This is a genomic window from Larkinella terrae (genome assembly GCF_009668025.1).
GTDB classification, from domain to species: Bacteria; Bacteroidota; Bacteroidia; order Cytophagales; family Spirosomataceae; genus Larkinella; species Larkinella terrae.
Genome location: NZ_WJXZ01000009.1, coordinates 520,886 through 546,197, shown reverse-complemented (window position 1 = coordinate 546,197; position 25,312 = coordinate 520,886). Strand labels below are relative to the sequence as shown.

At 50.3% G+C, this 25,312-nt stretch carries 20 protein-coding genes and 1 other RNA gene; 14 read left to right on the top strand and 7 right to left on the bottom strand.

Annotation, left to right across the window (positions count from 1 at the left end; genetic code table 11):
• The first annotated feature begins 89 nt into the window (after positions 1–89).
• From GJJ30_RS16805 to trmD, 9 genes are all read left to right on the top strand, one after another.
• A complete protein-coding gene (locus GJJ30_RS16805) occupies positions 90–2,174 on the top strand; it encodes a vWA domain-containing protein (RefSeq protein WP_154176318.1) in 2,085 nt (694 codons plus the stop codon).
• A 169-nt stretch (positions 2,175–2,343) separates the two neighbouring features.
• Positions 2,344–3,105 carry a DUF2279 domain-containing protein gene (locus GJJ30_RS16800; RefSeq protein ID WP_310588319.1) on the top strand — a complete coding sequence of 254 codons (762 nt, stop codon included), beginning with the start codon at positions 2,344–2,346 and terminating at the stop codon, positions 3,103–3,105.
• Positions 3,106–3,219: 114 nt separating this feature from the next.
• Complete coding sequence (locus tag GJJ30_RS16795; protein WP_154176316.1) at positions 3,220–4,224, top strand: Smr/MutS family protein; 1,005 nt, start codon at positions 3,220–3,222, stop codon at positions 4,222–4,224.
• Positions 4,225–4,240: 16 nt separating this feature from the next.
• On the top strand, positions 4,241–5,641 hold the full coding sequence (locus GJJ30_RS16790; protein WP_229313176.1) for a DUF4403 family protein: 1,401 nt from the start codon (positions 4,241–4,243) through the stop codon (positions 5,639–5,641).
• 125 nt (positions 5,642–5,766) lie between these two features.
• An RNA gene (gene rnpB, locus GJJ30_RS16785) (RNase P RNA component class A) lies at positions 5,767–6,221 on the top strand.
• A 108-nt stretch (positions 6,222–6,329) separates the two neighbouring features.
• The gene (locus GJJ30_RS16780; RefSeq protein WP_229313174.1) at positions 6,330–7,877 is read left to right on the top strand and encodes an OmpA family protein; all 1,548 of its coding nucleotides are present in this window, start codon (positions 6,330–6,332) and stop codon (positions 7,875–7,877) included.
• A gap of 261 nt (positions 7,878–8,138) precedes the next feature.
• On the top strand, positions 8,139–8,696 hold the full coding sequence (locus tag GJJ30_RS16775; RefSeq protein ID WP_154176314.1) for a 30S ribosomal protein S16: 558 nt from the start codon (positions 8,139–8,141) through the stop codon (positions 8,694–8,696).
• Positions 8,697–8,844: 148 nt separating this feature from the next.
• Positions 8,845–9,435, top strand: coding sequence for a ribosome maturation factor RimM (rimM, locus tag GJJ30_RS16770; RefSeq protein ID WP_310588318.1), 591 nt, complete (start codon positions 8,845–8,847; stop codon positions 9,433–9,435).
• Positions 9,425–10,099 (top strand): tRNA (guanosine(37)-N1)-methyltransferase TrmD, encoded by a 675-nt coding sequence (trmD, locus tag GJJ30_RS16765; RefSeq protein ID WP_154176313.1) that lies wholly within the window; start codon positions 9,425–9,427, stop codon positions 10,097–10,099. The genes rimM and trmD overlap by 11 nt, the downstream gene beginning before the upstream one ends.
• Positions 10,100–10,234: 135 nt before the next feature.
• Here the strand turns inward: trmD and GJJ30_RS16760 are convergent, their stop codons facing one another.
• The 3 genes from GJJ30_RS16760 to GJJ30_RS16750 all read right to left on the bottom strand — a co-directional run bounded on the left by GJJ30_RS16760 (position 10,235) and on the right by GJJ30_RS16750 (position 14,270).
• Complete coding sequence (locus tag GJJ30_RS16760; protein ID WP_154176312.1) at positions 10,235–12,418, bottom strand: transglycosylase domain-containing protein; 2,184 nt, start codon at positions 12,416–12,418, stop codon at positions 10,235–10,237.
• A 65-nt stretch (positions 12,419–12,483) separates the two neighbouring features.
• Complete coding sequence (locus tag GJJ30_RS16755; protein ID WP_154176311.1) at positions 12,484–12,933, bottom strand: GNAT family N-acetyltransferase; 450 nt, start codon at positions 12,931–12,933, stop codon at positions 12,484–12,486.
• 278 nt (positions 12,934–13,211) lie between these two features.
• Positions 13,212–14,270: an RluA family pseudouridine synthase gene (locus GJJ30_RS16750; RefSeq protein ID WP_438821601.1), complete on the bottom strand. Its 1,059-nt coding sequence runs from the start codon at positions 14,268–14,270 to the stop codon at positions 13,212–13,214.
• 110 nt (positions 14,271–14,380) lie between these two features.
• Between GJJ30_RS16750 and GJJ30_RS16745 the strand changes: the two genes are divergently transcribed.
• Positions 14,381–14,833 carry a hypothetical protein gene (locus GJJ30_RS16745; RefSeq protein WP_154176310.1) on the top strand — a complete coding sequence of 151 codons (453 nt, stop codon included), beginning with the start codon at positions 14,381–14,383 and terminating at the stop codon, positions 14,831–14,833.
• A gap of 15 nt (positions 14,834–14,848) precedes the next feature.
• Positions 14,849–15,721, top strand: a complete 873-nt coding sequence (locus tag GJJ30_RS16740) for a 1-aminocyclopropane-1-carboxylate deaminase/D-cysteine desulfhydrase (RefSeq protein WP_154176309.1) — start codon at positions 14,849–14,851, stop codon at positions 15,719–15,721.
• A 218-nt stretch (positions 15,722–15,939) separates the two neighbouring features.
• Here the strand turns inward: GJJ30_RS16740 and GJJ30_RS16735 are convergent, their stop codons facing one another.
• From GJJ30_RS16735 to GJJ30_RS16720, 4 genes are all read right to left on the bottom strand, one after another.
• Positions 15,940–16,491, bottom strand: coding sequence for a cupin domain-containing protein (locus GJJ30_RS16735; RefSeq protein WP_154176308.1), 552 nt, complete (start codon positions 16,489–16,491; stop codon positions 15,940–15,942).
• A gap of 82 nt (positions 16,492–16,573) precedes the next feature.
• A complete protein-coding gene (locus tag GJJ30_RS16730) occupies positions 16,574–17,401 on the bottom strand; it encodes a ThuA domain-containing protein (protein ID WP_154176307.1) in 828 nt (275 codons plus the stop codon).
• A 106-nt stretch (positions 17,402–17,507) separates the two neighbouring features.
• Positions 17,508–19,685, bottom strand: coding sequence for a PAS domain-containing protein (locus GJJ30_RS16725; RefSeq protein ID WP_154176306.1), 2,178 nt, complete (start codon positions 19,683–19,685; stop codon positions 17,508–17,510).
• Between the two features lie 238 nt (positions 19,686–19,923).
• On the bottom strand, positions 19,924–21,492 hold the full coding sequence (locus GJJ30_RS16720) for a serine hydrolase domain-containing protein (RefSeq protein WP_154176305.1): 1,569 nt from the start codon (positions 21,490–21,492) through the stop codon (positions 19,924–19,926).
• A 98-nt stretch (positions 21,493–21,590) separates the two neighbouring features.
• Here GJJ30_RS16720 and GJJ30_RS16715 point away from each other — a divergent pair, with 98 nt between their 5' ends.
• The 3 genes from GJJ30_RS16715 to GJJ30_RS16705 all read left to right on the top strand — a co-directional run bounded on the left by GJJ30_RS16715 (position 21,591) and on the right by GJJ30_RS16705 (position 25,291).
• Complete coding sequence (locus GJJ30_RS16715; protein WP_154176304.1) at positions 21,591–23,789, top strand: B12-binding domain-containing radical SAM protein; 2,199 nt, start codon at positions 21,591–21,593, stop codon at positions 23,787–23,789.
• Between the two features lie 333 nt (positions 23,790–24,122).
• The gene (locus tag GJJ30_RS16710; RefSeq protein WP_154176303.1) at positions 24,123–24,344 is read left to right on the top strand and encodes a VF530 family protein; all 222 of its coding nucleotides are present in this window, start codon (positions 24,123–24,125) and stop codon (positions 24,342–24,344) included.
• 23 nt (positions 24,345–24,367) lie between these two features.
• Positions 24,368–25,291 carry a glycoside hydrolase family protein gene (locus GJJ30_RS16705; RefSeq protein ID WP_154176302.1) on the top strand — a complete coding sequence of 308 codons (924 nt, stop codon included), beginning with the start codon at positions 24,368–24,370 and terminating at the stop codon, positions 25,289–25,291.
• The last annotated feature ends 21 nt before the right edge of the window (positions 25,292–25,312 follow it).

Here is a 25,312-nt window from a genome sequence, read left to right as displayed (position 1 = left end):
GATGGATTATGAAGGATGTCCAGGTCGTCTGCTGACCGTTTTCATCTCAATTCATCGTTCATCATTCATAATTCATCATTCAAAGAAACATGCGCTCCGAACTTTATTTTCAGTCTTCTCCCTGGTGGTTGCTGCTTTGTCTGGCGGTGGGAGCAGGTTACGCGTTTGCCCTGTACCAACGGAATTCCGGGTGGAGCCAGCGGATGAATCTGGCATTGGCCGCATTCCGGTTTCTGGTGGTCAGTGTCGTGTGCTTCCTGCTGCTTAATCCCCTGATTCGCAGCACGCAAACCATTACCGAAAAGCCAAAAGTAGTGCTGGCGATTGATAATTCGGAGTCGATGACGGTGGGCGGACGGGCGCAACTTAACCGGGCGCTGGAAGCGGCCGACCAATTGCGCGAACGACTGACCAGCGACGATATTGAGGTTTCGGTGCAAACACTGGGCGACAGTCTGGTGACCGGCGATCTGAAGACGATTCCATTCAACCAGCGTACCACGGATCTGTCGAATCTGCTGGGCGGCATCCGGAATTCGTACGAAGGGCGCAACCTGACCGACATAGTTTTGATTTCGGATGGGATTGCCAACCAGGGACTCTCACCGACCTTTGGCCGCTATAATTTTGCCCTGCACACCGTTGGCGTGGGCGATACAATTCCAAAGCGGGATGTGCAATTGAAAGATGCGGTCGCTAACAAAATCGCGTACCTCGGCAACCAGTTTCCCATTCAGGCCGACGTGGTCAGCTACGGTTTTCAGGGGAAAAACGGCACGGTGGTTTTGCGGCAGAACGGCAAAGAGCTGAGTCGGCAAACCGTCAACTTCAATCGTCCGGAAACATTCCAGCAACTGACGTTTCAGACGTTTTCCAACCAGAAGGGAATGCAGCACTACGTGATCGAAGTGTTGCCCCAAAGCGGAGAATTTACCCCGCGAAATAACCGCCGGGATGTGTACATCGACATCATCGACGGAAAAGAAAAAATACTCCTGCTGGCGCTGACTCCGCACCCGGATGTGAAGGCCTTACGCAGCATTATCGAAAAAAATCAGAACTACGAACTGGACATCCGGATTCTGAATGGCGGAACCGCCGAGATTCCCGATAAAGTTTACGATCTGGTCATTTTGCACCAATTGCCGGATAATCTAAACGCCGGAGCTGCCGCTGTGCAGAAGGCGCTGCAAAAAAATACCCCGGTTTTGTTTATTCTGGGAAATCAGTCGGGGCTTCAATCGTTCAACGGCCTGAATCCGGTGATGCAGATTACCGCCGGTGGGGGCCAGACCGATAAAGTGACCGGCCGGTTTAATCCCGATTTTCGGCAGCTCAATCTGGATGCGCAAAAGCTGACGCTGCTGGATCGGCTGCCACCGGTTTTGGTACCGTTTGGCGATTTTAAACTGTCACCGGGCAGTGAGGTGGTATTGTGGCAGCAAGTCGGCAGTGTTCGGACGAGCAAACCGCTCCTGGCGATCAACAGTACGGCCCAGCGCAAAGCCGCCGTGCTGGCGGGTGAGGGCTTGTGGGAATGGCGGCTGGAAGAGTTTGCTATCACCGACAATCAGGCAGTGGTTGATGAGCTGTTCCAGAAGGTCATGCAGTTGATTTCGATTAAGGAAGACCGCCGGAAACTGCGGGTGTATCCGATTCGGAACGAGTTTCTGGCGGGCGAAAAAGTGACGTTCGAAACGGAGATGTACAACGATATTTACGAGAAGTTATTCGATCGGCCGGTGCGTCTTGAAATTACCAACGAGCGGGATGTTCCGCGCAGTTTCAACTACACGCCGACTTCCAATAATTCGCGTTTTGAAGTCAGCAGCCTGCCCGAAGGCGTTTACCGCTTCCGGGCCACGGCTTCCCTGAACGGCCGGACCGAATCCGCCACGGGAGAGTTCATTGTGCGGGAACAACAGTTTGAAGCCATCAATACGACGGCAGACCACCTGATGCTGAGGCAATTGGCTCAGCAAACCGGCGGGCGTTTTTACAATGCCGCCACGCTGTCGTCGCTGGCCGACGACCTGGTGAAAAAGAAACCACCCGGGCGCTTGAGCAGCAATGAAGAGTTGAACGAACTGATTAATTTACGCTGGCTATTTTTCCTGATCGTGGTATTGATCAGCGTTGAGTGGGGATTACGGAAGTATCATGGTGCATATTAAAACCGCTAATAGTAGAAGTAAAAGTTCGGTAAAACGGGGCATATTGATCGGTTTTCTGGTGATAACGCTGGTGTTCTCACTAACCGGTTTTGCTCAGGATACCACCAGTCGAACGACTGAGCCTTGTTACCGATGTCGCCTTCGCGGACTTCTTATTGGTGAAACCGTTGTGTATAGCGCCACCATTTACGGCCTGAGCAAAGCCTGGTACAACAATCCGCTGACAAACTTCCATTTTTTCAACGATAACCACGAGTGGCTGCAAATTGATAAAGTCGGCCACATGCTGACGGCGTACCAGATTGCCCGGATTTCGGCGCAGGCGTATCGCTGGACGGGCCTAACGGATAAAAAAGCCGCCATTTACGCCGGATTAACGGGTCTGATTTTTCAAACGCCGATCGAGATTCTGGACGGTTTTTCGCCGGAATACGGTTTTTCGGTGGGGGATATGGCCGCCAATATTGCAGGTCCTGCTTTATACACCAGTCAATACCTGGCCTGGGGTGAACTGCGGATTCAGCCAAAATTTTCGTTTCACAACACGCCTTTGTATCAGGTTCGGAAAGAATTGCTGGGGAGTACGTGGCACGACCGCTGGCTGAAGGACTACAACGGGCAGACGTACTGGCTTTCCGTCAATCCATCGGCGTTCGGCAGTCGGGATTCAAAGTTTCCGAAGTGGCTGAATGTGGCAGCTGGCTACGGAATTCAGAACATGGTGGCGGCTGAAGTTCCGAAAAGTATCGAGATCGGCTACCGGCCTTACCGCCAGTATTACCTCTCCCTCGATATTGATTTTACGCGCATCAAGACCCGGAGCAAAACCTTAAAGACAGTTTTCTTCTTATTAAATACGCTGAAAATGCCTGCGCCGACGCTGGAATACAACGGGCGGAACGGTTTTCGTTTTCATGCGTTATACTTTTAATTTACCCCCGGTCGGACGGCCGCTGCCGGTTTAGATAGTGGATTAGAACCGGATTGGTAAAATCAGCTTATTATTTCAAGAATCTCACGGACAAAAGTTCGTAGGTACTCAGATATGAACATTGGTGATAAAGTAAGAATGGTAAGGGCGAAGGAGCAGGGCATCGTAACGCGCTTCTTACCCGGTAATCAGGTCGAAATTGAAATTGAGGATGGTTTCCGCATTCCGGTCCTGCGGTCGGAAATTGTGGTGGTGTCCGCGATGGAAGCCAAACGGTTTCAGGCGGAACCGGGATTGGAGCCGCAAAAACCGGCCAGGCCCGAAATCATTGCGAATTCGGGCATTTATCTGGCTTTTATTCCACAGAACGACCGGAATGGTGCCAGAGAAGTCGACGTATACCTGGTCAACAATACGGATTGGGAATTACCGTTTACCATCGGTGAAGAACGGGAAAACCGCTACCTGGGCCTGCATTCGGACGTTTTAAAAGCGCGGTCTTTTCACAAACTCGTGCAGCAGTATTCACTGGCGACTCTGGAAAACTGGCCGACTTTCCTGTTGCAGGGGCTCTGGCACCGGCGGGGGGCGTCGGCTTTGCGGGAACCGTTGATCAAACGACTGAAATGCCGGACGCAGACCTTTCAGGATCATACCGGTACGATTCCGGTTCTGAACCAAACTGGGACGGTTTTTCAACTCGATCTGGAAGAAACTGCTCAGAAAGAACCGCCGAAGGAGAAGAAAACCGGTGAAAAACCGATCGATGTTGCCGCCCTGCGCGATAGCCTTCTGGGATTGACCGATAAAAAGGAACCGGCAACGCTGGTGCGGCCCTCGTCGATTATCGACCTGCATATCGGTAAGTTACTGCCCAACGGTTTTGGCAGTCGGACAAACGTGGAATTGCTGGAGGTGCAACTTCAGGCGTTTGAGAAAAATCTGGAGAATGCCATTGCCAGCGGAATGGACCACATTACGTTTATTCACGGGGTCGGCAACGGCGTTCTGCGGAATGAATTGCACCGGCGGCTAGGCTCGTACCCCGGTGTTGCCTATTTCGAAGATGCCCAAAAGGAAAAATTTGGCTATGGTGCCACGAAGGTTAAGATTAAATAAAATAATTTTTACTACATTGACCCGATTCCTGAGCCTGGCACTGGTTTTTCTGGTGATACAGGCTTGCCAACACACCGCGACGACAAATCCGAAGGCGCCCAAAGCCGCTTATTCGGTAACCAAAATGGAGGTACAGAACGACAAGTTTTTATCGACTGTAAACATTCCGGTATCCATTGCGCTGACTGACGTCGAGCGGCAGATCAATAGTCAGGTTAATGGCCTGATTTACGAAGACAACAGCCTGACTGACAACGACGATGATCAGTTTATGACCAAAGTCTGGAAGCGTTCTCCCATTCAGGTTACTGCCCAGGATAGTTTATTTCACTTCACGGTTCCGCTGAAAATCTGGGCCAAAGCCGGTATGTCCGTGCTGGGTTTTACGAAATACCAGGAGACGGAATTCGAGCTGAACATCAAATTTGCCACCCGGTTTTCCATCGATAAAGACTGGACCGCCAACACCCAAACCACGTCGGAAGGCTACGATTGGGTGAAAAAACCGGCCGTCAAAATTGCTGGTTTCGATGTGCCGGTTACGAGCATTGTGGGAAGGCTCATCGATAAAAATCTGGGTAAAATTACGAAAGCGCTTGACGATCAGGTCCGTAAGGAAATCGATTTGCGGACTCCGGTTCTGAATGCCTGGAATACCATCCGTCAGCCGTACCTGGTTTCCGAAAAATACCGCACCTGGTTACTGGTCGTTCCCAAGCGGATTCTGATTGAACCCTTTCAGTTCGAAAAAGGCGCAATCCGGTCGACGATCGGCATCGAAGGCTACGCGCTGACCCAAACCGGTGCCAAACCCGAAGTCAAACCAGCCGTTACTATTCCGGAATTGATCGTCTCAAAGGAAATCCCCGACCAGTTTCGCATCGGGTTGCTGAGTGAAGCCAGTTATTCGGAAGCAACTAAAGTGGTTTCCGACGAATTTGTTGGTCAGTCGTACGAGTTTCGCGACGGTCGGTATAAAATAACGATCAAGGAGATTGATTTATACGGGCAGAATAACAACCTGATCATCAAAGCAACTTTGGCGGGCAGCATTAACGGAGCCATTTATTTACGGGGGCAGCCCTATTACGACGGCCAGACCCGGACGATTTCGCTGCGCGATCTGCATTATGACCTGGACACAAAAAATATTCTGTATAAAACCGCCAGTTGGTTATTACAGGGTAGTTTTGCGCGGACCCTGGAAAAACAGCTGACCATTCCGGTGGGAAATCAGATTGATGAGGCCAGAAAATCGCTTCAGGCCCGATTAACGAACAATCAAATCACTAAGGGAGTTATTATCAACGGTAAACTTGAACAAGTTACGCCGGATCAGGTTTACTTGACACAAGAATCGATGCTGGCGGTCGTATATGCGTCCGGTAAAATCAATTTGAAGGTCGAAGGATTATAGTTAAACGCGATTTCGTGCCTTTTTTTTGGCAATAGGCTCGAAAAATTTGCAGTTTTTCGATACCAGGTTTTTAAAGAACCTAAGTATTTATAGATTTGCGGTATTCACGGAATGGCAACCAACGCGGAGTAAATTGTCTTATCGCTCCGGAACGGTTTAACGAACCGGGGAGGAAAGTCCGGACAGCACAGAGTACCATACTTCCTAACGGGAAGGCAGGTGGAGGGAAGCGCTCAGCGTTTCTGACCATTTGACAGAAAGTGCCACAGAAAAAATACCGCCGTCGCTGGATTTAGTTTCTAAATTCGGTGCGGTAAGGGTGAAAAGGTGGGGTAAGAGCCTACCGCCCGGCTGGTGACAGGCGGGGCACGGTAAACCTTATGGGCTGAAAGATCAAATAAGCATTGGAATAGGGGCGACTCGTTCCTGTAATTCCGGAGTGATCCGGAATGATGCCGATGCGGGTAGATCGATAGAGTTCCGGAGTGATCCGGAATCGAGATAAATGATAAGAACCTGAAAGGGTTGTTTCGGCAATCTGATTCGGAGACAGAATCCGGCTTATAGATTTACTTCGCGGAAAGTTGCTGAAATAGTGAAAAAGAGTAGTTTTAGACGGTCCGCCGTAGCGCCGGTTTGCCGTGCGATTGTTCTACGTTAAAGGCTTATGAATTAAACCTGAGTTCTCATGAAGAAAATTTCCATTTTCGCTTCTCTGACGCTTCTGTTGTTAACGCAGGCTGTCGGGTATGCCCAAACTGACACCACCAACCGTTCCTCCGCCGGAGCATCCTCCCGTAATCGATCCTACGAAGGCGATTACAAAATGAATACCTGGTCAGTGACCGTCACACCCGCGATCACCCGTTTCTTTGGCGACCTGGATAATTACGGTTTTTACAAAGCATTTCCCGAAAAAGGCCCCAGCACCAAAATGACCGGGGCACTTGGCATTTCCATCAACAAACAGTTGACTCACCTGTTCGGCGCGTCAGCCGACTTTCACGTGGGTTCGCTGCGGGGTTCCAAACAGGCGCTCTACAACGCTTCGTTCCGTTCCAATTTCCTTCAGGGAACGCTTAATGCCAACGCTAACCTGAAATCACTCCTGTTTGGCACCAAAAAGCTGAAACGCTGGAAATGGGATGTTCACGCGGGTGCAGGGCTGATGTGGTTCGATACCCGGGTGTATGACCTGACCACGGGCCAAATGATCCGGTATAGCAACGACCGTCGCGATTACAGCTCGGTTACGCAGGGAAAATGGGAAGGAGACGGTTCGGTTTATACCCGTGAATTCGTTTTCCCGCTTGGATCAACGCTGCATTATGAACTGACTTCCCGGCTGGACATTGGTCTCGATGCAACCCTTTATATGGTTAACACCGAAAAACTGGACATGACTGTGGGTGGCGTTGACAACTCGAAAGCCGGTAATGTTTATGGCTGGCGTCGGGGTGACTCGGGTCTGGACAAATGGGCTGGCCTGGGATTGGCCATGACCTACAAAATTGGAAAAGATGCCGTTCGGGTTGGTAAAGATGGTGTTTATGATCCGGCAAAAGGTCGCTACCACCTGCGCTGGGCCGATCCGAAAGATTTGATCAAAGAACCGTATAACCCGACGATGAACGATGCGGATTCGATTGCCAAGGCGAACATGCCAAAACCGGTCGATCCCCGTTTGTATACCGATACGGATAATGACGGTGTGGCCGATTTGTTTGACAAAGAGCCCGCAACTCCGGCCGGCAGCATTGTTTCCGGAGCCGGTGTAGCGATGAACCTCGACAGTATCATCAGCTCGATTCTTCGCGGTAAATTTGCTCCGGAATGCGAAGCGTTGTTTGGAAACATCGAATTTGATACCGACAAAGCCACGATCCGCCCCGCGTCGCAGGACATCCTGAAGAAAGTGATTGAACTGCTGAATGTAAAAACCAACTGCGGTATCATCCTGGTGGGACACACCGATTACCGCGCTTCTTATGGCTATAACGTTCAGCTGTCAAAACGCCGGGTTGACGCGGCCAAGCGGTATTTGACCCGTGCGGGTCTTTCTGATCCAAGCCGGGTTACGGTTGAATACTACGGGGAGTATCGACCGATTGCGCCGAACACCTCCGGAGACAATCTCCAGCGAAACCGGCGCGTCGAGATCAAGATCGTTCCGATGAACATGCTGCGTTCGAACTACCAGTCTGGTCAACGGTTTGATCCGAGAGAACCACGCTAAGAAATAGTGACTTCTAAAACGCCAAAACCCCGACCTGATCGGGGTTTTGGCGTTTTAGACTGAATGATAAATGTAAAATGATGAATGCCGAATGTAAGAGTGTAATGCCACCCGGAAACATTTACATTCGGCATTCATCATTTCCAAAAATACATTCTGTATTTCCGGATAAAAATTTCTACCTTTGCCCCCTGATTCAATCGAAGGGCGGCCTCACTTTTGTGAACAAGTCGTTTCCTTCAACAAACACAATCCAATAAAATGGCAGTTAAAATCCGTTTATCGCGTCGGGGACGCAAAAAACTGGCTATTTACGACATCGTTATAGCCGATGCCAGAGCACCACGTGATGGTAGCTTTATTGAAAAAATCGGTTCGTACAACCCGAATACCGATCCCACTACCGTAGTTCTGAAAAGCGATCGTGCGGTAGATTGGCTGTTGAAAGGTGCCCAGCCAACTGATACAGCCCGTTCGATTCTGTCGCACGAAGGCGTTATGTTGAAAAAACACCTGCAAGTGGGTGTCATCAAAGGTGCCATTTCGCAGGAACAGGCTGATGCCAAATTCGAAGACTGGAAACAGGGCAAAGAAGGCCGCAAACAGGGCAGCGCAGATACCAAATCGCAGGCTAAAGCCGATGCTAAACAGGCTCGTCTGGAAGCAGAGCGGAAAGTGAACGAAACCCGCGCACAGGCAATTGCCAAGAAAAACGTGGTTGAAGAACCCGTTGCTGAGGCACCAACCGATGAGGCCGCTGCTGAAGACGCTCCGGTTGCTGAAGCACCAGCCGCTGAAGAGGGCGAAACTCAGGCATAGTATTTTGTCATTTAGTGCCGATGGACATTGGTCTGCCGGTACGTTTTAACAACTGATGGAAGTCTGTTTCTCGGAATGGATTTCCGTCAGTTGTTATTTTATAGCTACCCGTTCAGGCTACTTTACCGGAACACAAAAATTGTGAATCGTGACCAAAGACGATTGTTTTCAACTCGGAAAAATAACGAAAACGCATGGCGTGCGGGGCGAACTGGTGTTCTTCCTGGATGTGGACATGCCGGAACTGTATGCCGAAATGGATTCCGTTCTGATCGAGATAAGGGGGGATCTGGTTCCGTATTTTATTGAGTCGATTTCCATAAACCGTAACCGGGGGATTGTGGCGCTGGAAAGTGTTGAAACGATTGAAGAGGCCCAGAAACTGGTAAACTGTGAACTATATCTGCCCCTTGACAACCTGGACGAACTGGACGAAGGCCAGTTTTATTTCCACGAGATTGTCGGTTATCTGGTCCATGACGAAAAGCTGGGCGATCTCGGAACGGTTCGCACGGTTTACAATGTGGCCCCCCAGAACCTGATTTCGATGGATTATAAGGGGAAAGAAGTTTTAATTCCGGTCAATGACGAACTGACGCCCTCGGCGGATAAAGCCCGGAAGATTCTGCACGTCCGACTTCCGGACGGCCTGGTCGATATCTACCTGGAAGAACCCTCGGCTACGATCGGGAAGAAAACCGATGAGACCGACGAAGAGGAATTACCCGATGAGGATTGATATTTTAACCTGCCTGCCCCGTTTGCTGGACAGTTTTTTTGCCCATTCCATTCTGCAACGGGCCCAACAGGGCGGTTTTGTGGAAGTCAACATTCACGACCTGCGCGATTACACACTCGACAAACACCGCCGGGTGGATGACTATGCGTTCGGTGGGGGAGCCGGGATGGTGATGTCTATCGAACCCATTGCGCGCTGCATTCGGGCTTTGCAGGCCGAACGCACGTACGATGAAATTATCTACGTAACTCCCGATGGCGAACGGTTTAACCAGCGGACGGCCAACCGGCTGTCGCTCACTCAAAACCTGATCATCCTGTGCGGGCATTACAAGGGCGTTGACGAGCGGGCTCGCGAACTGTTTATTACGAAAGAAATCAGCGTTGGTGATTACGTGTTGTCGGGGGGAGAACTCCCGGCTGCGGTTATTTCCGATGCTATCATTCGGTTGCTGCCCGGCGTCCTGAACGACGAAACTTCCGCGCTGACGGATTCTTTTCAGGATGATTTGCTGGCGCCCCCGGTTTATACCCGCCCGGCGGATTTTGAAGGACATGCCGTGCCTGATATCCTGCTGTCGGGTCACGAAGCCAAAATCAACGAATGGCGATTTGAGAAGGCGCTGGAACGAACCAAACAGCGTCGCCCGGACTTGCTACTATGAGGGACTATAATTTCGGTGATTGGTAATGATTGCGGTGATAAAAGTGGAATAAATGATTTTAGATTGAATCAAGCATCATTAATCATCGCAACCATAACCAATCACCGAAATCATAATCTATCACTGTAATCATAGTCAGTTTTCCTGCTTTTCCTGTTCCTCTTTTTCCCGGCGTCGCTGCTCCCGGCGTTCTTTTCGGAGTTGACGGCGCGATTTGGGAACCGAGTCCGTCGGAGCAACTTCGCCTTTAGCAGATTCCTGCTGGGGCGTAATGACTTCCGGTTCTTCCCGGTCGCGCCCTAACACCCGGCGGAAAAAATCGTTGATTCCGTTGGTACTTTCCTCCGTTTCTTCATCCGGCATCATCAGCGAATCGATCTCGATGGAATCGGCGGGGGCGATTTCCTGCCGCAATCCTTCCCGCAATCGCACTCCATAAAAACCGTAGGCGGTTGTGTCATAAGGAGTTAAGCCCCGAGACGCCATAATTCGGCCAATCAATTTGAAATACCCCCTGAGATACGTTTTTACGGAACCATCCGGATAAAACCGGCTCAGCGTTGCTTTAGGCGAAGGAACGACATACGACAGGAGAATGCTTTCACCAATGTCCAGATTCGACGGACTTTTCGCAAAATAATACCGGGATGCTTCGCCGATTCCGTAGATGTTACGGCCCCATTCGATGAAGTTGAGGTAAATCTCGTACATCCGCTCCTTGCTGATAATGTGCTGGTTTTCAATAAGCCACACAATCAGAATTTCCTCGGCTTTGCGGGAGAGCGTTTTATTGCGGTTCAGAAAAGCATTTTTGACGAATTGCATCGAAATCGTACTTCCTCCGCGCTTGAATTTTTTGGTTTTGAAATTGGTCGCCAGCGAAACCCGAAACGCTTTTTCGTTAAAACCGTTGTGGGTGAAGAAATTGTAATCTTCGGCCGTCAGAATGGCGTTGCGCAGATTGGGCGAAATGGCGTTCAGCGGGGTGAAATCGGGGTTGGCGGGACCGACAATGAACTTCCGAACTAGTTTGTCTTTTTCGTAAACCTCGTGCTCGAACGGTTTATTGACGCGGCTGAAATCCTCCTTTCCGAATTGGAGAATCTTGAACTGATCCGGCGTGAGACCCGACGAGAACTGCACGGAATCGGGAATTGAACTATCCAGATGCAAAACCGCATCGTACTTCAGCTTCCCGGAAACTTTCATGCCTTCCAGCGACTCAAAAAGCCCCTGCGGAAATGAATCAAATATATCCTGCGCTTCCTGCGAATCCGTGTGAACCTGAACGTCGTAGATTTTAACCGGCGACACCGTGTATTTGATAAACGGCCGGGCTTTGGCTTTTCCCAGATAGATGGTCGACGTACTGTCGATACCAATGTAATTCTCACCCACAAAGACGTTGGCGTCCATCGCGGCATTTTCAACCAGCACGTCGCCCAACGCCACCGCCGGATGATTGATCCGCAGATTTCGCACCGCTCCGGCACCTTCAATCTTGAATTCTCCGCCCGAACTGGCCACATCGCGTAGTTCCGCCCGCAATGTATCGACTTGCAACTTAAGCTTAAACCGATGTTCCAGATACGGTAATTCAAGCGGTTTTCCGTCGGCATAAAGCGCTACATTGGCTTCCTGATCCGAAGGTGCCACGGTACCCACCAGGTGCCAGACCGATTCGCCATTGTTGACCCGGATGGTCGACGTCAGTTCGTCGTCGTCGATCGTGGCGGTTTGGGTCAGGAAACTCAGCTGCCGTTCGTTGTCGGTTAACCGCAATTCCAGGTTACGAACGTCCATGTTGTCCGGAATTTTGGCCAGCAGATTATCGACCAGGTTTTCGGCCACCACTGAGAGGTCAACCCGGCGTCCAGTGTCGGCCGTTTCGGCGGTCGCGCTTGAGTCTTTTTTCTGCGATTTTAACAGGAAATCGACGTTGCTGGTACTATCCCGGCGGACAATGTGCGCCAAACCATTTTGAAGCGTCAGGGAAGAAACCGCCACTTTTCCGAAAATAAGCGGCCAGATGCTGACGCCCACTTCGGTTTTCTCGAGCCGCAGCAGGCTATCGCGACCTTCCGGTACGACCGCAACGTTGGAAAAAGCCACCGTCGACAAGCCGGTGAATTGGGCCTTTCCGATGGTGACATTCAGATCGTAGTCGCGTTTTGCTTTCCGAATGGCTCTGGAAAGTCCTTCCTTGAGAAGAGCTTCGCGTTTGTTGTAGGCAATACCGGCTCCAATTGCACCCAGAATCAAAAATCCCAGCAGCACCCAGCCCGCGATGATCAGTATTCGTTTTTTATTGAATTGCATTGTAAACAAGTAAAGTGATCCGAAATAGGGTTCCGGCACTTTCATGGTGTGGCGCGAAGTTACGGCTATTTATCAAAATCCAGGTGGCAATTCCACCATCCCGTATCGAAGCGGGTACTAAACTGCTTGTAAAAATTGATGGCCGGTTCGTTCCAGTCCAGCACCTGCCACATCATTCCGGTACATTCGGTGTGCTGGGCCTCCTCGATGGTGGCATCGAAAAGGGCTTTTCCCAAACCCCGACCGCGAAAAGCCTCGTTGACAATAATGTCTTCCAGGTACAACCGCTTGCCTTTCCAGGTCGAATACCGATAATAGTATAACGACATGGCCACAATCTTGTTTTCGATTTCGGCCACCAGCACACCAAAAAGCGGGTTTTCGCCAAAACCGTCTTTCAACATCTGCTCCGGGGTGTTGGTTACTTCGTGCGGGGCTTTTTCATACAAGGCCAGTTCCTGAACCAGTTCAAAGAGAGAGGGAACATCGGCGGGCGTTCCTTTTCGGATTGTCATTCGTGATCGGTTTATTCGTTTAGTCTTTTAAATTCTGTCTTCTATAGTTCGCTATTCGTTATTCAGTGTTCGCTATTCGATATTAATAATCGCAACTAATTAAAAACTATCTAAAATTCAGAATTCATCTTACTGCGGTCTGCCCCCAACCCCTAAAGGGGGCTTTTGCAAGTCGACTAAAGCCCCCTTTAGGGGGTTGGGGGCAGACAGTCTCTTAAAGGTTAGTAATATCGAATACTGAATATCGAAAAGTAAAATAGCGAATTGCGAAATAGTGCTTATCGGTTTTCGAGGTAATTCTCCCATTTTTCCAGAACCGCCCGGAAATCGTCCGGCAATTCGGAGTTAAACTGAAGCCACTCGTGGGTTTTCGGATGTTCGAAACCCAGCGACCGGGCATGGAGCGCCTGACGGGGCATTAGCGCAAAACAGTTCTGGACAAATGCTTTGTAAGCGCCGGTGGCATTGCCGCGCAGAATCCGGTCACCGCCATAGGTGGCATCACTAAAAAGCGGATGGCCGAGGTACTGCATGTGCGCCCGAATCTGGTGCGTCCGACCGGTTTCCAGCTTGCATTCGATCAGTGAAACATAATGCAGGGATTTCAACACTTTGTAGTGAGTAACGGCGTGTTTGCCCTGGCTGCCATCGGGAAAAACCGCCTGCACTTTCCGGTCGCGGAGGCTGCGGCCGATGTTTCCGGTAATCGTGCCCGCTTCCTCCTTCAGTTCTCCCCAGGCAATGGCGTTATAAGTTCGCTCGATGGTGTGTTCAAAAAACTGCCGCCCGAGGTGGGCCATCGCATACTCAGTTTTGGCAATGACCATCAAACCCGAAGTATCCTTGTCGATTCGGTGGATCAAACCGGGGCGGATGCTGCCGTTGCGCGAGGTCGGCAGATTCTGAAAATGATAGACCAGCGCGTTCACCAGCGTACCGGTCCAGTTGCTGTAGGCCGGATGCACCACCATTCCTGCCGGTTTATTCAATACCAGCACGTCGTCGTCTTCGTAAACGATGTTAAGCGGAATATTTTCCGGTAAAATATCGGTATCGCGGGGTGGATGGGGCAGCGATACCGTAATGATATCCTGCGGTTTTATTTTGTAACTCGCCTTGATCGCCTTGCCGTTAACTTTGACGGATTCGCTGTCGATGGCGTTCTGGACTTTGGTTCGGGTGGCATTGGGTAATCGCTCGGTCAAAAACCGGTCGATCCGCATCAAATTCTGGCCGGGATCGACCACGATGCGGTAATGTTCGTAAAGCTCGTCTTCATCCGGATCAGCAAGCACCGGCTCTTCGTCCTGCTGAGCCATAATTTCAGGTTGTAACATCTTACAAAAGTACCAAGAATCGGACGTTTTAGCGAACGGTCACTGGTTTTTGTTAAAATATCGCGCGACCTTCTTATTTTTGTGGTCTGTAGTTGTACAACCTGAAAATAATGAACCGATCAGCCCTACTAAAAATGTGGCCGTTACAGGCTGCGTGTCTAAAATTTGCCATTTTATTACCTGTCGCATTTCTCCTGCTGAGTAGTTGTGATACGCCCGAACCCGTCGTGGTTCCTCCAACCGAGTTTGACGGCGTATTTACCGTACAGGAAGTCAATCCTAAAGACAATTACCTGTTAACGGTGCGGAAAAGCACCGAAAAACCCAACACGTTTCTGATCGAAAATCTGGCCAATCTGGTCAAGAACCCGATCGAAGCCACGGCTTCGGGTGTCTACCTGGTGATTGGAGATCAGGCTTTTATCAACTACCTGGGTGATCAGTACACTATTTCCGGCGAGGGTGAAATGGTCAACGAAACCCTGATTCTCCGCTACACCATCAAAGGCTACAACGGATACGCGGGCTCGGTCTTTGCGAAAAAACAGGTAAACGGTAAATAATCGAGCGGGACGGATTTGCTGACGGTTTCTGACTTTTCCCGACTCCAATACCTGCCAGATCCGTTTCCGGAACCGATCTCTTTTCGGCTTTATCTGAAGAGGGATGACGAGCTCCATCCGTCCATATCCGGGAATAAATGGCGAAAACTGAAATACAACCTCACCGAGGCCCATCAATCCGGCCACGACACCCTTTTAACGTACGGAGGGGCTTATTCCAACCACATTTACGCCGTAGCGGCCGCCGGGCGTGAGTACGGTTTTTCAACAATTGGCGTGATTCGGGGCGAAGACCACCGGGAGCGCGACACTCCGACCCTGACTTTTGCCCGGGAGCAGGGCATGTACCTCCATTTCATTTCGCGTGCGCAGTTCAGAAACCGGGCGGATGCGGTTTTTCGAGAGCAGCTTCGGCACCATTTTGGCTCGTTTTACGAATTACCGGAAGGGGGCACGAATGATCTGGCGGTGCTCGGTACGGCGGAAATAATTCCGGAAATTATACAACAATTGGGAGGAATTCCGGACTACGTCTGTTGCCCCGTCGGAACGGGCGGGACGCTGGCGGGTCTTGAAAAGTCGGCACCAGCCGGAACGAACGTGCTGGGATTTTCGGCCCTAAAAGGGTTTGTACCTACAAACCATTCAACGGCGCAGATTCTAACGGATTATCACTTTGGCGGTTATGCCAAAACCACGCCCGACTTGCTGAGCTTTATCCAACACTTTGAACGCAAAACCGGGGTGCGGATCGAGCAGGTATACACCGGTAAAATGCTGTACGGTATTTACGATCTGGCCAGAAATGGTTTCTTTTTACCGGACGCGACGGTGGTTGCTATTCACACCGGTGGTTTGCAGGGCCGCAGCCCGGTTTTAGACCTGTAACCAATCGGAAATTGGGCGAGTCGGATGTAACGGTTTCGGCCATTGCTAGCCAAACGCCGACCACGATCACACCCAGTCAGCGGTCGAAGACCCTGACTGCGGTTGAAATTTTATTTTCAATAGAAATCTCCTTTTAAATTTAGAAGAAATATATACCAAAGCCACCGCAGTCAGGGTCTTTGACCGCTGACTGGGTGTGGTCGCTGATGGGGTGCGACCTAATCAATGTATTTTTGATAATACGATTTGTAGCCAAGCAGCCTGGCGAACGGCGTCAGAATCCCAAAAATTACTTTTTGAACGAAAAAGGGCGGTTTGGCTACCCGGAAAACGTGGTCATAATGATTCATCATCAGCGCCACCTGCAGCAAATCGGGAACGCCATCCGCATTGGTTTTGTCATCATTGGCCAGCCCGGTGTTTAGTTCCAGCAAATATTCCGTGTCCATTGCCGGCACGGTCTTCCAGGAAATGACGGTTTTTTCGGCGGTGCCGTTCCACATCGAGTGAACCGTATTTCGCTCAATATGAATTGTATCGCCGGGTTGAAGCGTTGTTAACTTTCCCTTTAAACGAACACTTAATTCACCCTGTAATACCTCAAAATACTCGTCCTGCCTGGGGTGATAATGCGGAATGGGCTCTTTGGAATGGGATTCGTAGGTAGAAATTAATTCCAGATACCGGCCATTGGTATCGGCCCGGGTTTTAACAAACTGGATCGTTTGACCAGTTTTCGGATTGCGAATTTCTTTTCCTTTATGTGCCATTAGCGGACCTGTTGTTATACGAATGTAAAAAAGTTCGTATGCCGGTACTAGCACATTTTAGGAAACGGTTTACTCGTACACCTCATTTCCGGCCACTTCCCAACCACAACAACCCGTTGATCAGCAGCTGATTCTGGTCGTCACTGGAAAACGACGACGAGAGCTCTTTGTGGGTTTTATGCTCGTAATCGATGTCGTTATGCCCCATGTTTAAATAAAGCATGCGGTATTTTTTATTCGTCCAAACCACGGGATAATAACCGCTGTGCCAGATTTCGTGCGGTTTTGGACCGGTTCCCAACGGAAAGCTGGTGGAGTCGATGGAAACGAGAATGTTAATATCCGGATTGCTTTTCAAATCATTGGTCCAGCGGTACCACTCATTCGGCGCGGATTTAAACGTTACCGGTAACTTTTTAGTCGCCGGGTGTTTGCGGTTCGCAACCCGAAGAATCGCCGGGGTTGGTCGCCAGGTGTTGCTTTTATACGAGCCAGCCCCAATAAATTCATTATGATACCAGTCCCAATTCTGGGGATAGGCGGAAGGGGTTAGGGCAAAGGCGGCAAAATGGAACCCCATCCAGGCTCCGCCATTTTCCATGTATTTCTGAAAAGCCGCCCGTTGTTCCGGTGCTTCGGGGCGGGTATCAAAAAAGACAACAACCTGATAATTAGCGAGGAAATCGGCATTAAGATGACTCCAGTTGGACGTGGAATCGTAACTGAAATGGTATTTGGCGGCCATTTTGGGAAACCATTCATTGGCTTCGCGCACAAAACTAATGTGCGCTTTGTCATTCTTCGCCGTAAAAAAAGCAATCACTTTGAATTTAGGTGACCGGTTTTGCGCCTGCGCTCCGGAAACAAAACAAAGCAGAATCAGAACGATGAATTTAAAGGATTGGGGCATAGGATTTATCAGTTACGGTGGACGGTTTACGGATTTGCAGTAGAAACGCTCCCCGCGCAGTCGTAATCATTCAATAATGAATGCGTCAGGCACCGTAAACCGAAATTTAAACCGGCAAGTAAATGGTGAAGGAAGCACCCTGATCCAGAGCACTTTCCGCAAAGATAAACCCTTTGTGATTTTCAACAATTTTTTTGCACAAAGCCAGGCCAATGCCCGTTCCGGAATACGATTTTCGCCCGTTCAACCGGTGGAAAATGGTGAAAATCTGCTCAGCATAGTGTTGTTCAAAACCGATCCCGTTGTCTTTAAACAGAAGTTTTAAATAGGAGCTATTCCGATCCAGATGGGAGAGATGTTGCAGTGTCCCCGGGGGTAAAACCTCAGATGTAATCCGAATTTCCGGATTTTTCTCGGTGAATTTGAGTGAGTTACCAATTAGGTTTGAAAAAAGCTGATTCAACTGCAGCGGAATGGCTCTGATCGTCGGCAAGGGATCGTTGAAAATAACCGCGCCCTTCTGGTCGATTAATAGCTCAAAATCCGTGATCACATTCGTCAGAATCAAGTTAAGGTCGGTAGCCGTAAATTCGTCATCGGTTTTCGAAAGCCGGGAGTAGTTCAGCACATCCTTGATCAGCGCCGACATTCGCTGGGCCGACGAACTGATTTTGGCAAACAGCGCCTGCGCGGTTGCCGGATCGTGACTATCTTCCTGAAGCAATTCGATAAACGTCTGAATTTTTCGCAGCGGTTCCTGTAAATCGTGGCTGGCAATGTAGGCGAACTGCTCCAGTTCGTGATTGGTTCGTACCAACTCCTGGTTGATATTCTGAAGCTGCAGCGTCCGTTCAGCAACCCGCTTTTCCAGCTCCTCGGCAATTTCCTCCAGATTTTTCCGGGCTACAACCTGCTGGGTAATGTCGAGAGCCGTTCCTAACAACCGCCGACTTTTTTGATTCTGATCAAAAATGATTTTTCCCGCAAAACGCACCCACTGAACCGCGTGGTCGGGCCGCGCCAGCCGGGATTCGTAAAAAAGCCGCCCTGTTTGGGTAGCTTCCTCAAACGCCCGGGCCCGAACCTGAATAAAATCCGGGTGAATGGCATTGCTGAATTCTTTTTGGGGGTGAAAGCGATCCGTTGAAAACCCGAAAATTTCCGCCAGCCGGTCCGAATACTGGAAATCATCGGTTTCCATGTCCCAGTCATACGTTCCCATTTCGGCGGCTTCGATGGCCAGACGAGAACGCTGTTCGGCTTCAAAAATAGACATCCGGGCCTCCACCTTTTCCGTTACATCGTTCACCGTCACCATGATACCGGAAACGCTATTCTCGGTATCAAACAAAGGAGCGTACTCAAAATCGAGGTAGTATTTGCCCATGCCTTCCGGCGAATTAACGTAGGCCAATGCTTCTTTTTCGGTATACGATATCCCGGTTTTAAGGACATTTTCCAACAGCTTAGGGAACTGCTGGTTGTTCAGTTCGGGAAATAAATCCAATAATTTCTTCCCCTGAACTTCGGAAAGGGACCGTTTCCAGATGTTGTTCAGCAGGCTTTCGTTGGCGATTTCGATAATGTGATCCGGTCCCCGAAAAATCGTCATTGGAATGGGCGACTGAATGACCATATTCCGAAACTGGCGTTCGCTCTCCTGCAACGCATGTTTGGATTTTACCAGGGTCGTTACGTCATTGGCAACCACCACTACACCGATGATTGTATCATCTTCCTGCAGGGGCTGGTAAACAAAGTTAAAATAAACCAGTTCGTCTTTCCCGTGACGTTTCAGGGTAACCGGATATTCGTTGCCGAAATAAGGCTCAACGGTTTCGACTACCCGCGTCAGCAATTCGAAAATACCCTGATTTTTTAGCTCCGGTAATGCATCCAGAATGGGTTTTTCAAGAATCTCGTTCGGAGCTTTGTCGATCAGATTCAGGTAATTGTTGTTGGCCGCTTCAAAAATGAACTCCCTGCCCCGCAAAACCGCAATGCCCATCGGTGCCTGATTGATGACATTTTGCAGCTTCCGTTCCCCCTCGTTTCGAGTCTGGGAAATCGCAAGTTGAATGCGCACCCGCGTGACCAGCTCCCGGGCCGGAAAGGGGGTCGCAAGGTGATCATCCGCCGGATGCTCAGTGGCATCATGGCTCCGGTCGGCCTCTTTATCGATCAGTTGGATAATCGGTATGAATGCCGTTTTTGCATCATTTTTCAGCAGGTGAATCAGCGATAACTCACCAAAAACCGGACGCTGATCAGCACAAATGATCACATCAGGGCGGTTTTGGCTAATGTTTCGAAGCGCCGAAACCGCGTCGGGAACTGTTTCGAAAAAGTAGGTTTTAGCCAGAAGGCGCTGGATTCGCGAATCGACGGTGTCACCTATCCACAGTATATGTAGTTGGGGGACGTGTCCGGGGCGTGTCCGCTCCACTGTGCTTATACTTACCACCTCGATAGTAGAGAAATATTGGATACAACTGAAAGAAACCTGAAGGTAGCAAGAATGTTTATTTCTTCACTTCTTTAAAGTCCAACTGCTGAATTAAAGCCGGATTTTCGGGTGTAAGCGTAAAAAATACCTCAATATTGGCCTTCTCGCCCTCGATCAAAAACCGCCCCCGCAACTGGTTATCCGCCAATAGTTCACCGATCCGAATGGTTTTTCCGGCTTTGGCGTACAAATCCTGAACCGCTTTCCGACGAAATTCCACGGATTGATCCGGGAAGAAGTTTTCTGCAAAAATCGTGCTACTGGCCGCATTCGTCCAGTCGGGCAACAGTTTGACAATCTCGGCTTTCCGCTGTGCCAGAATTTTAGAAACCGGTATCATCCTCGGTTTCAGCCCCGCCGTCGCAATCAGCGTATCCAGAACCGCCCAGTTGACCGTTGCCATACCGGCATAAGTCAGGTTACCGTAAGCCACAACCCCGATTCCGTATTCCGGCATAATCCACCACTGACTGCCAAAACCGGGCAAACCACCCGTGTGCCCAACGTACACGCGGCCTTCGCAATCGCGGCTCCAGCGCAAACCGTATCCGTAACTACTCACCATAGGGCAGGCACGGCCGTTTGGGTATTTAAAACTGGCATTCAGGTTGTTAAACGTCCAGGGCTGCTGCATTTCGCGCAATGAGCTCCTTTTTACCGGACCGGTTTCGGCGCTACTTTGGGGTGGCCAGGCCGATTCATGGAACGCCAGGTATTTGCTGAAATCTTCAACGGAAGTTATCAAACCGCCCATCGCACCGTAAGAACCGTCGTGCAGCAGCGGTTCTTCCAGCCAGTCGTTGTTCTGCCAGCGGTAGCCGTGAGCCAACTGGCCGGGAGGCACTTTGTTGTACTCCCAAACCGTGTGGGTCATGCCCAGCGGTTTAAAAATTGCGTCATCGATGAATTGCTGGTACGGTTTTCCGGAAACTTTACTGATAATGGCACCCAACATCGCAAACGCCAGATTGCTGTACTCATAGGTAACCCCCGGAACGTTTGACAGCGAAAATCCGCCTTCGATCAGCCTGATCAGATCCGCCGGGCTGTCGTCCAGTTGCCGGTCACCCCACGGATTGTCTTCGGGAAATCCCGCCGAATGCGTCATCAGATGCCGGATGGTGATCAGGGGCGAATCAGACGTGAGATACGACAATCTTTTCAACTCCGGGATGTACAGATACGCCGGATCATCGAGCCGGAGTTTGCCTTCGTCGCGTAGTTTCAGAATGGCCATTGTGGTTACACTCTTGCTCATCGACGCAATCCGGAACAGTGATTGGGGCGTTGCCGCCGTTTTTTTAGCAACATCCGTAAACCCAAAACCGCCCGCGTGCACCAGCTTGCCATCGACCACAATGCCGAAGGCCAGACCCGGAAAGTGGTTTTTCGTGGCATAATCTCGGAAAAGATTGTCGATGGCCGGGAAAACCGCTTTGATCTTTTCATTACGCTGCGGATCGGTAAAAACCGGGGGCTGGTAGCTGGTCGAATAGGAGGCCGGTACACGATCCCCCGCAACGGGTTTGGGCTGGCTTTGGGCCGTCGAAGCAACCAAAAGCGCAAAAAGGAGATGTTTTTTCATGGATGTATTCAGTTACGCTAAAATAGGACGCATTTCTCAGAAGAGCTATTTCTGAAGAACAAGAACTACCTTTGTGGGAAACGAAGCGCCGTTACTCCTTGGAACCGAAGATCCTTTTTATTACCCCGCCTTTCACGCAGCTTAACACGCCGTATCCGGCGACGGCTTACCTCAAAGGGTTCCTGAACACGAAAGGCTTTCAGTCGTACCAGGCTGATCTGGGTATCGAGGTAATTCTAAACTTATTTTCGGCGAAAGGGCTGAAAACGCTTTTCGACGAACTGGAGGCTTCGGACGCGGAATTGTCCGAAAACAGCTATCGGATTTTTTCGCTGAAAGAGGATTACATCAGCACCATCGATCCGGTTATCCGGTTTTTGCAGAACAAAAATCCAACCCTGGCCCACGGCATTTGCGACCGCTCGTACCTGCCCGAAGCCGCGCGGTTTGAGCTGCTCGACGAACTGGACTGGGCCTTCGGCACGATGGGAATTCACGACAAAGCCCGCCATCTGGCCACTTTATACCTCGAAGATCTGGCCGATCTGATTACCGAAGCGGTGGACCCGCACTTTGGTTTCAGCCGCTACGCCGAACGTTTGGGCCGTTCAGCAACGCATTTCGACGAAATCAACTCGGCTTTATTAGCTCCCGAAACCCTGATTTCGGTTACTCTAACGAACTTGCTCGAAAAGCGGATTCAGGCGTGGAACCCTAACGTGGTTTGTCTGACGGTTCCGTTTCCGGGAAATCTTTACGGAGCGTTAAAATGCGGCCAGTATCTGAAGAAAAACCATCCGCAGATTGCCGTCATCATGGGCGGGGGCTACGCCAACACCGAACTTCGGTCGCTGAAAGAACCCCGCGTTTTTGATTACGTCGATTACATCTGCCTCGACGATGGCGAAGCTCCACTGCTTTCGCTGCTGGATTACCTAGCGGGAAACCGCGAACGGGAAGGTTTGAAACGGGTTTATTCCCGGACGGACGGGCTTGTAACGTACCACAACCAGAACCGGGAGCGGGATATTCCGCAGCGCGATACCGGCACACCTGACTACCGCGATTTGCCGCTGAACGACTATTTATCAGTCATCGAAATCGTCAATCCGATGCACCGACTCTGGAGCGACGGACGCTGGAACAAGCTGACGCTGGCGCACGGCTGCTACTGGGGAAAGTGTTCGTTTTGCGACGTAACGCTCGACTACATCAAACGCTACGAACCGCTGACGGCGGCTTTACTCTGCGACCGGATCGAAGAAATTATCAAACAAACCGGTCAGAATGGGTTTCACTTCGTCGACGAAGCCGCCCCGCCCGCCTTGATGCGTGATCTGGCCCTGGAAATCATTCGCCGGAAGCTGACCGTGGTCTGGTGGACAAACATTCGGTTTGAAAAAAACTTTACACCCGATCTGTGCCGTTTGTTGAAAGCGTCGGGCTGCATTGCAGTTTCGGGTGGGCTGGAAGTTGCCTCGGACCGGCTGCTCGAACGCATGAAAAAGGGCGTAACCGTTGCGCAGGTGGCCCGTGTGGCCGATGGATTCACTCAGGCGGGTATTATGGTGCACGCCTATTTAATGTACGGGTTTCCGACGCAAACCGCCCAGGAGACGATCGATTCACTGGAGATGGTGCGGCAATTATTTGAAATCGGAATTGTCCAGTCGGGGTTCTGGCACCGGTTTGCGATGACTGCCCACAGCCCGGTGGGATTGCATCCGGCGGGTTTCGACGTGATGCGAATCGGCCCCGAAACCGGTTTATTTGCCGACAACGATCTGGACCACGACGACCCGCTCGGCTGCGATCACGGCCAGTTCTCGGAAGGCTTACGAAAGTCACTGTTCAATTACATGCACGGCGTGTGTTTCGAGTTTCCGCTCAAAAGCTGGTTTGACTTTAAAACGCCACCGACCACCATTCCGGCGAACTATATCGAAAAGAGTATTCGTCAGTTATCAGACAGTGATTTTCGGCCCAATGCGCTCGTGGTCTGGCTGGGGAGCGTGCCGAATCTTTCGGTGCTGGAAGTCAAAAAGGGTAAAAAGGTAGTTGAACTGGCCGAACTGGTTTTTTATTCGAAGAAAAACGAATGGGCTCTGGAAACGAGTGTGCCGGTGGGTGAGTGGCTGGCGAAAATCATGCCCCAACTGGTGATTGCAAAGCACGAACCCTGGTCCCTCGACGGCTTAAAAGCGGACTTTGAAACCGCCGGGTTAGGGCGCTTTGGGAACTTCATGCAGTCGGAAATCGGTCGAAGTTTGCGGCAGAATGGCCTGTTGGTGGTGTGATTAATAATCCTTTTTGCTGTCGCGCTTCGCCTGTTTGTCGGCACGTTTTTCCTTTAGTGTTTTCTCGGACGGTTTTTTAGCGCTTCCTTTTGAGGGTGCTTTTTGCTGGGCCATGATGCTTGAAATTTGAGTTTGGCAGGAATAGATGGAAGAAAGTGGGATAAACTATAAGTCACCAATCTCTTGTTTCCGGCTCTATTCGCTAATGTCGTATAAGGTAGCCTTAAAAACGGAATAAGTACGTCAATCGAACATAAAAAAGAAGATTACTTCAAAAAACGCCCGTCTCACAACTTGAGCTATCTTTGCGCCTGATCGCAACCATTTCCTGAGATGACTCCTTCCCAGCCAAACAACCCGCTTCACGGCAAAACCCTCGAACTGATTCTAACGGAACTGGTCGACCATTTTGGTTGGGAGCGCCTGGGCCAGCGGATCAATATCCGGTGTTTTACCGACAACCCGAGCATCAAATCCAGCCTGACTTTTTTGCGAAAAACGGCCTGGGCACGTCAGAAGGTGGAGGAATTGTATCTGAGAATAAAAACCAAGTAACTGCCATTGACTAACCCGATTTTATGAAAAAAGCCTACCTTTTACTCCTGGTTTCTGTATTATTTATTGGCTGGATTTCGTCCGAAAAACCGGCTCCGAATTCGGAATTTCCGGCTGAAATCATTCATTTTAAAGCATACCCACAAAACCCGGTTTTTACCGGAACCGGCTCGGATACCTGGGATAATAAAATCCGGGAACGGGGTTTTATTCTGCGGGAAGGAAACGAATGGTACCTGTGGTATACGGGTTACGAAGCTGGAAAAGACAAGACTAAATTTCTCGGGTATGCCACTTCGACGGATGGTTTTACCTGGAAACGATATGCCGACAATCCAATTCATAAAACCGACTGGGTGGAAGATATATCGGTTTGGAAGTCTGGTAAAACGTATTACATGTTCGCGGAAGGGAAAGATGATATTGCTCACATCCTGACTTCAACCGACCGGATTCACTGGCAGGAGCAGGGGCCGATCAATATTTATTATACCGACGGAAAACCGCTCACCAAAGGTCCGTACGGAACCCCGGCGGTTTGGAAAGATGGAAATACCTGGTATTTGTTTTACGAGCGCAACGATGCCGCGGTCTGGCTGGCAACTTCCAGTGATATGAAGCGCTGGACGAACGTTCAGGATGAACCGGTTTTGAAAATGGGTCCCGAGAAATACGATCAGTTTGCGGTAGCTGCCAATCAGATCATCAAGTATAAAGGACTCTATTACATGTATTACCACGCTTCGGCGTTCAAAGACTGGCGGGAATGGTCGACCAACGTAGCGGTTTCGAAAGACCTGATTCACTGGAAAAAATACGCTGGCAATCCCATTCTTGGCGACAACAAGTCGAGCGGTATTTTAGTGAACGATGGGAAGCAATACCGCCTGTATACCATGCATCCGGAAGTGAATGTCTATCTGCCAGCTGAAAAACCGGCCAACTAAAAATACCAACGCATCGATCTC

Excerpts from the sequence above, each read along its gene's own strand:
- GJJ30_RS16805 (WP_154176318.1), top strand. The coding sequence starts at position 90 with ATGCGCTCCGAACTTTATTTTCAGTCTTCTCCCTGGTGGTTGCTGCTT.
- GJJ30_RS16795 (WP_154176316.1), top strand. The coding sequence starts at position 3,220 with ATGAACATTGGTGATAAAGTAAGAATGGTAAGGGCGAAGGAGCAGGGC.
- GJJ30_RS16780 (WP_229313174.1), top strand. The coding sequence starts at position 6,330 with ATGAAGAAAATTTCCATTTTCGCTTCTCTGACGCTTCTGTTGTTAACG.
- GJJ30_RS16775 (WP_154176314.1), top strand. The coding sequence starts at position 8,139 with ATGGCAGTTAAAATCCGTTTATCGCGTCGGGGACGCAAAAAACTGGCT.
- trmD (WP_154176313.1), top strand. The coding sequence starts at position 9,425 with ATGAGGATTGATATTTTAACCTGCCTGCCCCGTTTGCTGGACAGTTTT.
- GJJ30_RS16760 (WP_154176312.1), bottom strand. The coding sequence starts at position 12,418 with ATGCAATTCAATAAAAAACGAATACTGATCATCGCGGGCTGGGTGCTG.
- GJJ30_RS16755 (WP_154176311.1), bottom strand. The coding sequence starts at position 12,933 with ATGACAATCCGAAAAGGAACGCCCGCCGATGTTCCCTCTCTCTTTGAA.
- GJJ30_RS16750 (WP_438821601.1), bottom strand. The coding sequence starts at position 14,270 with ATGTTACAACCTGAAATTATGGCTCAGCAGGACGAAGAGCCGGTGCTT.
- GJJ30_RS16745 (WP_154176310.1), top strand. The coding sequence starts at position 14,381 with ATGAACCGATCAGCCCTACTAAAAATGTGGCCGTTACAGGCTGCGTGT.
- GJJ30_RS16735 (WP_154176308.1), bottom strand. The coding sequence starts at position 16,491 with ATGGCACATAAAGGAAAAGAAATTCGCAATCCGAAAACTGGTCAAACG.
- GJJ30_RS16730 (WP_154176307.1), bottom strand. The coding sequence starts at position 17,401 with ATGCCCCAATCCTTTAAATTCATCGTTCTGATTCTGCTTTGTTTTGTT.
- GJJ30_RS16720 (WP_154176305.1), bottom strand. The coding sequence starts at position 21,492 with ATGAAAAAACATCTCCTTTTTGCGCTTTTGGTTGCTTCGACGGCCCAA.
- GJJ30_RS16710 (WP_154176303.1), top strand. The coding sequence starts at position 24,123 with ATGACTCCTTCCCAGCCAAACAACCCGCTTCACGGCAAAACCCTCGAA.
- GJJ30_RS16705 (WP_154176302.1), top strand. The coding sequence starts at position 24,368 with ATGAAAAAAGCCTACCTTTTACTCCTGGTTTCTGTATTATTTATTGGC.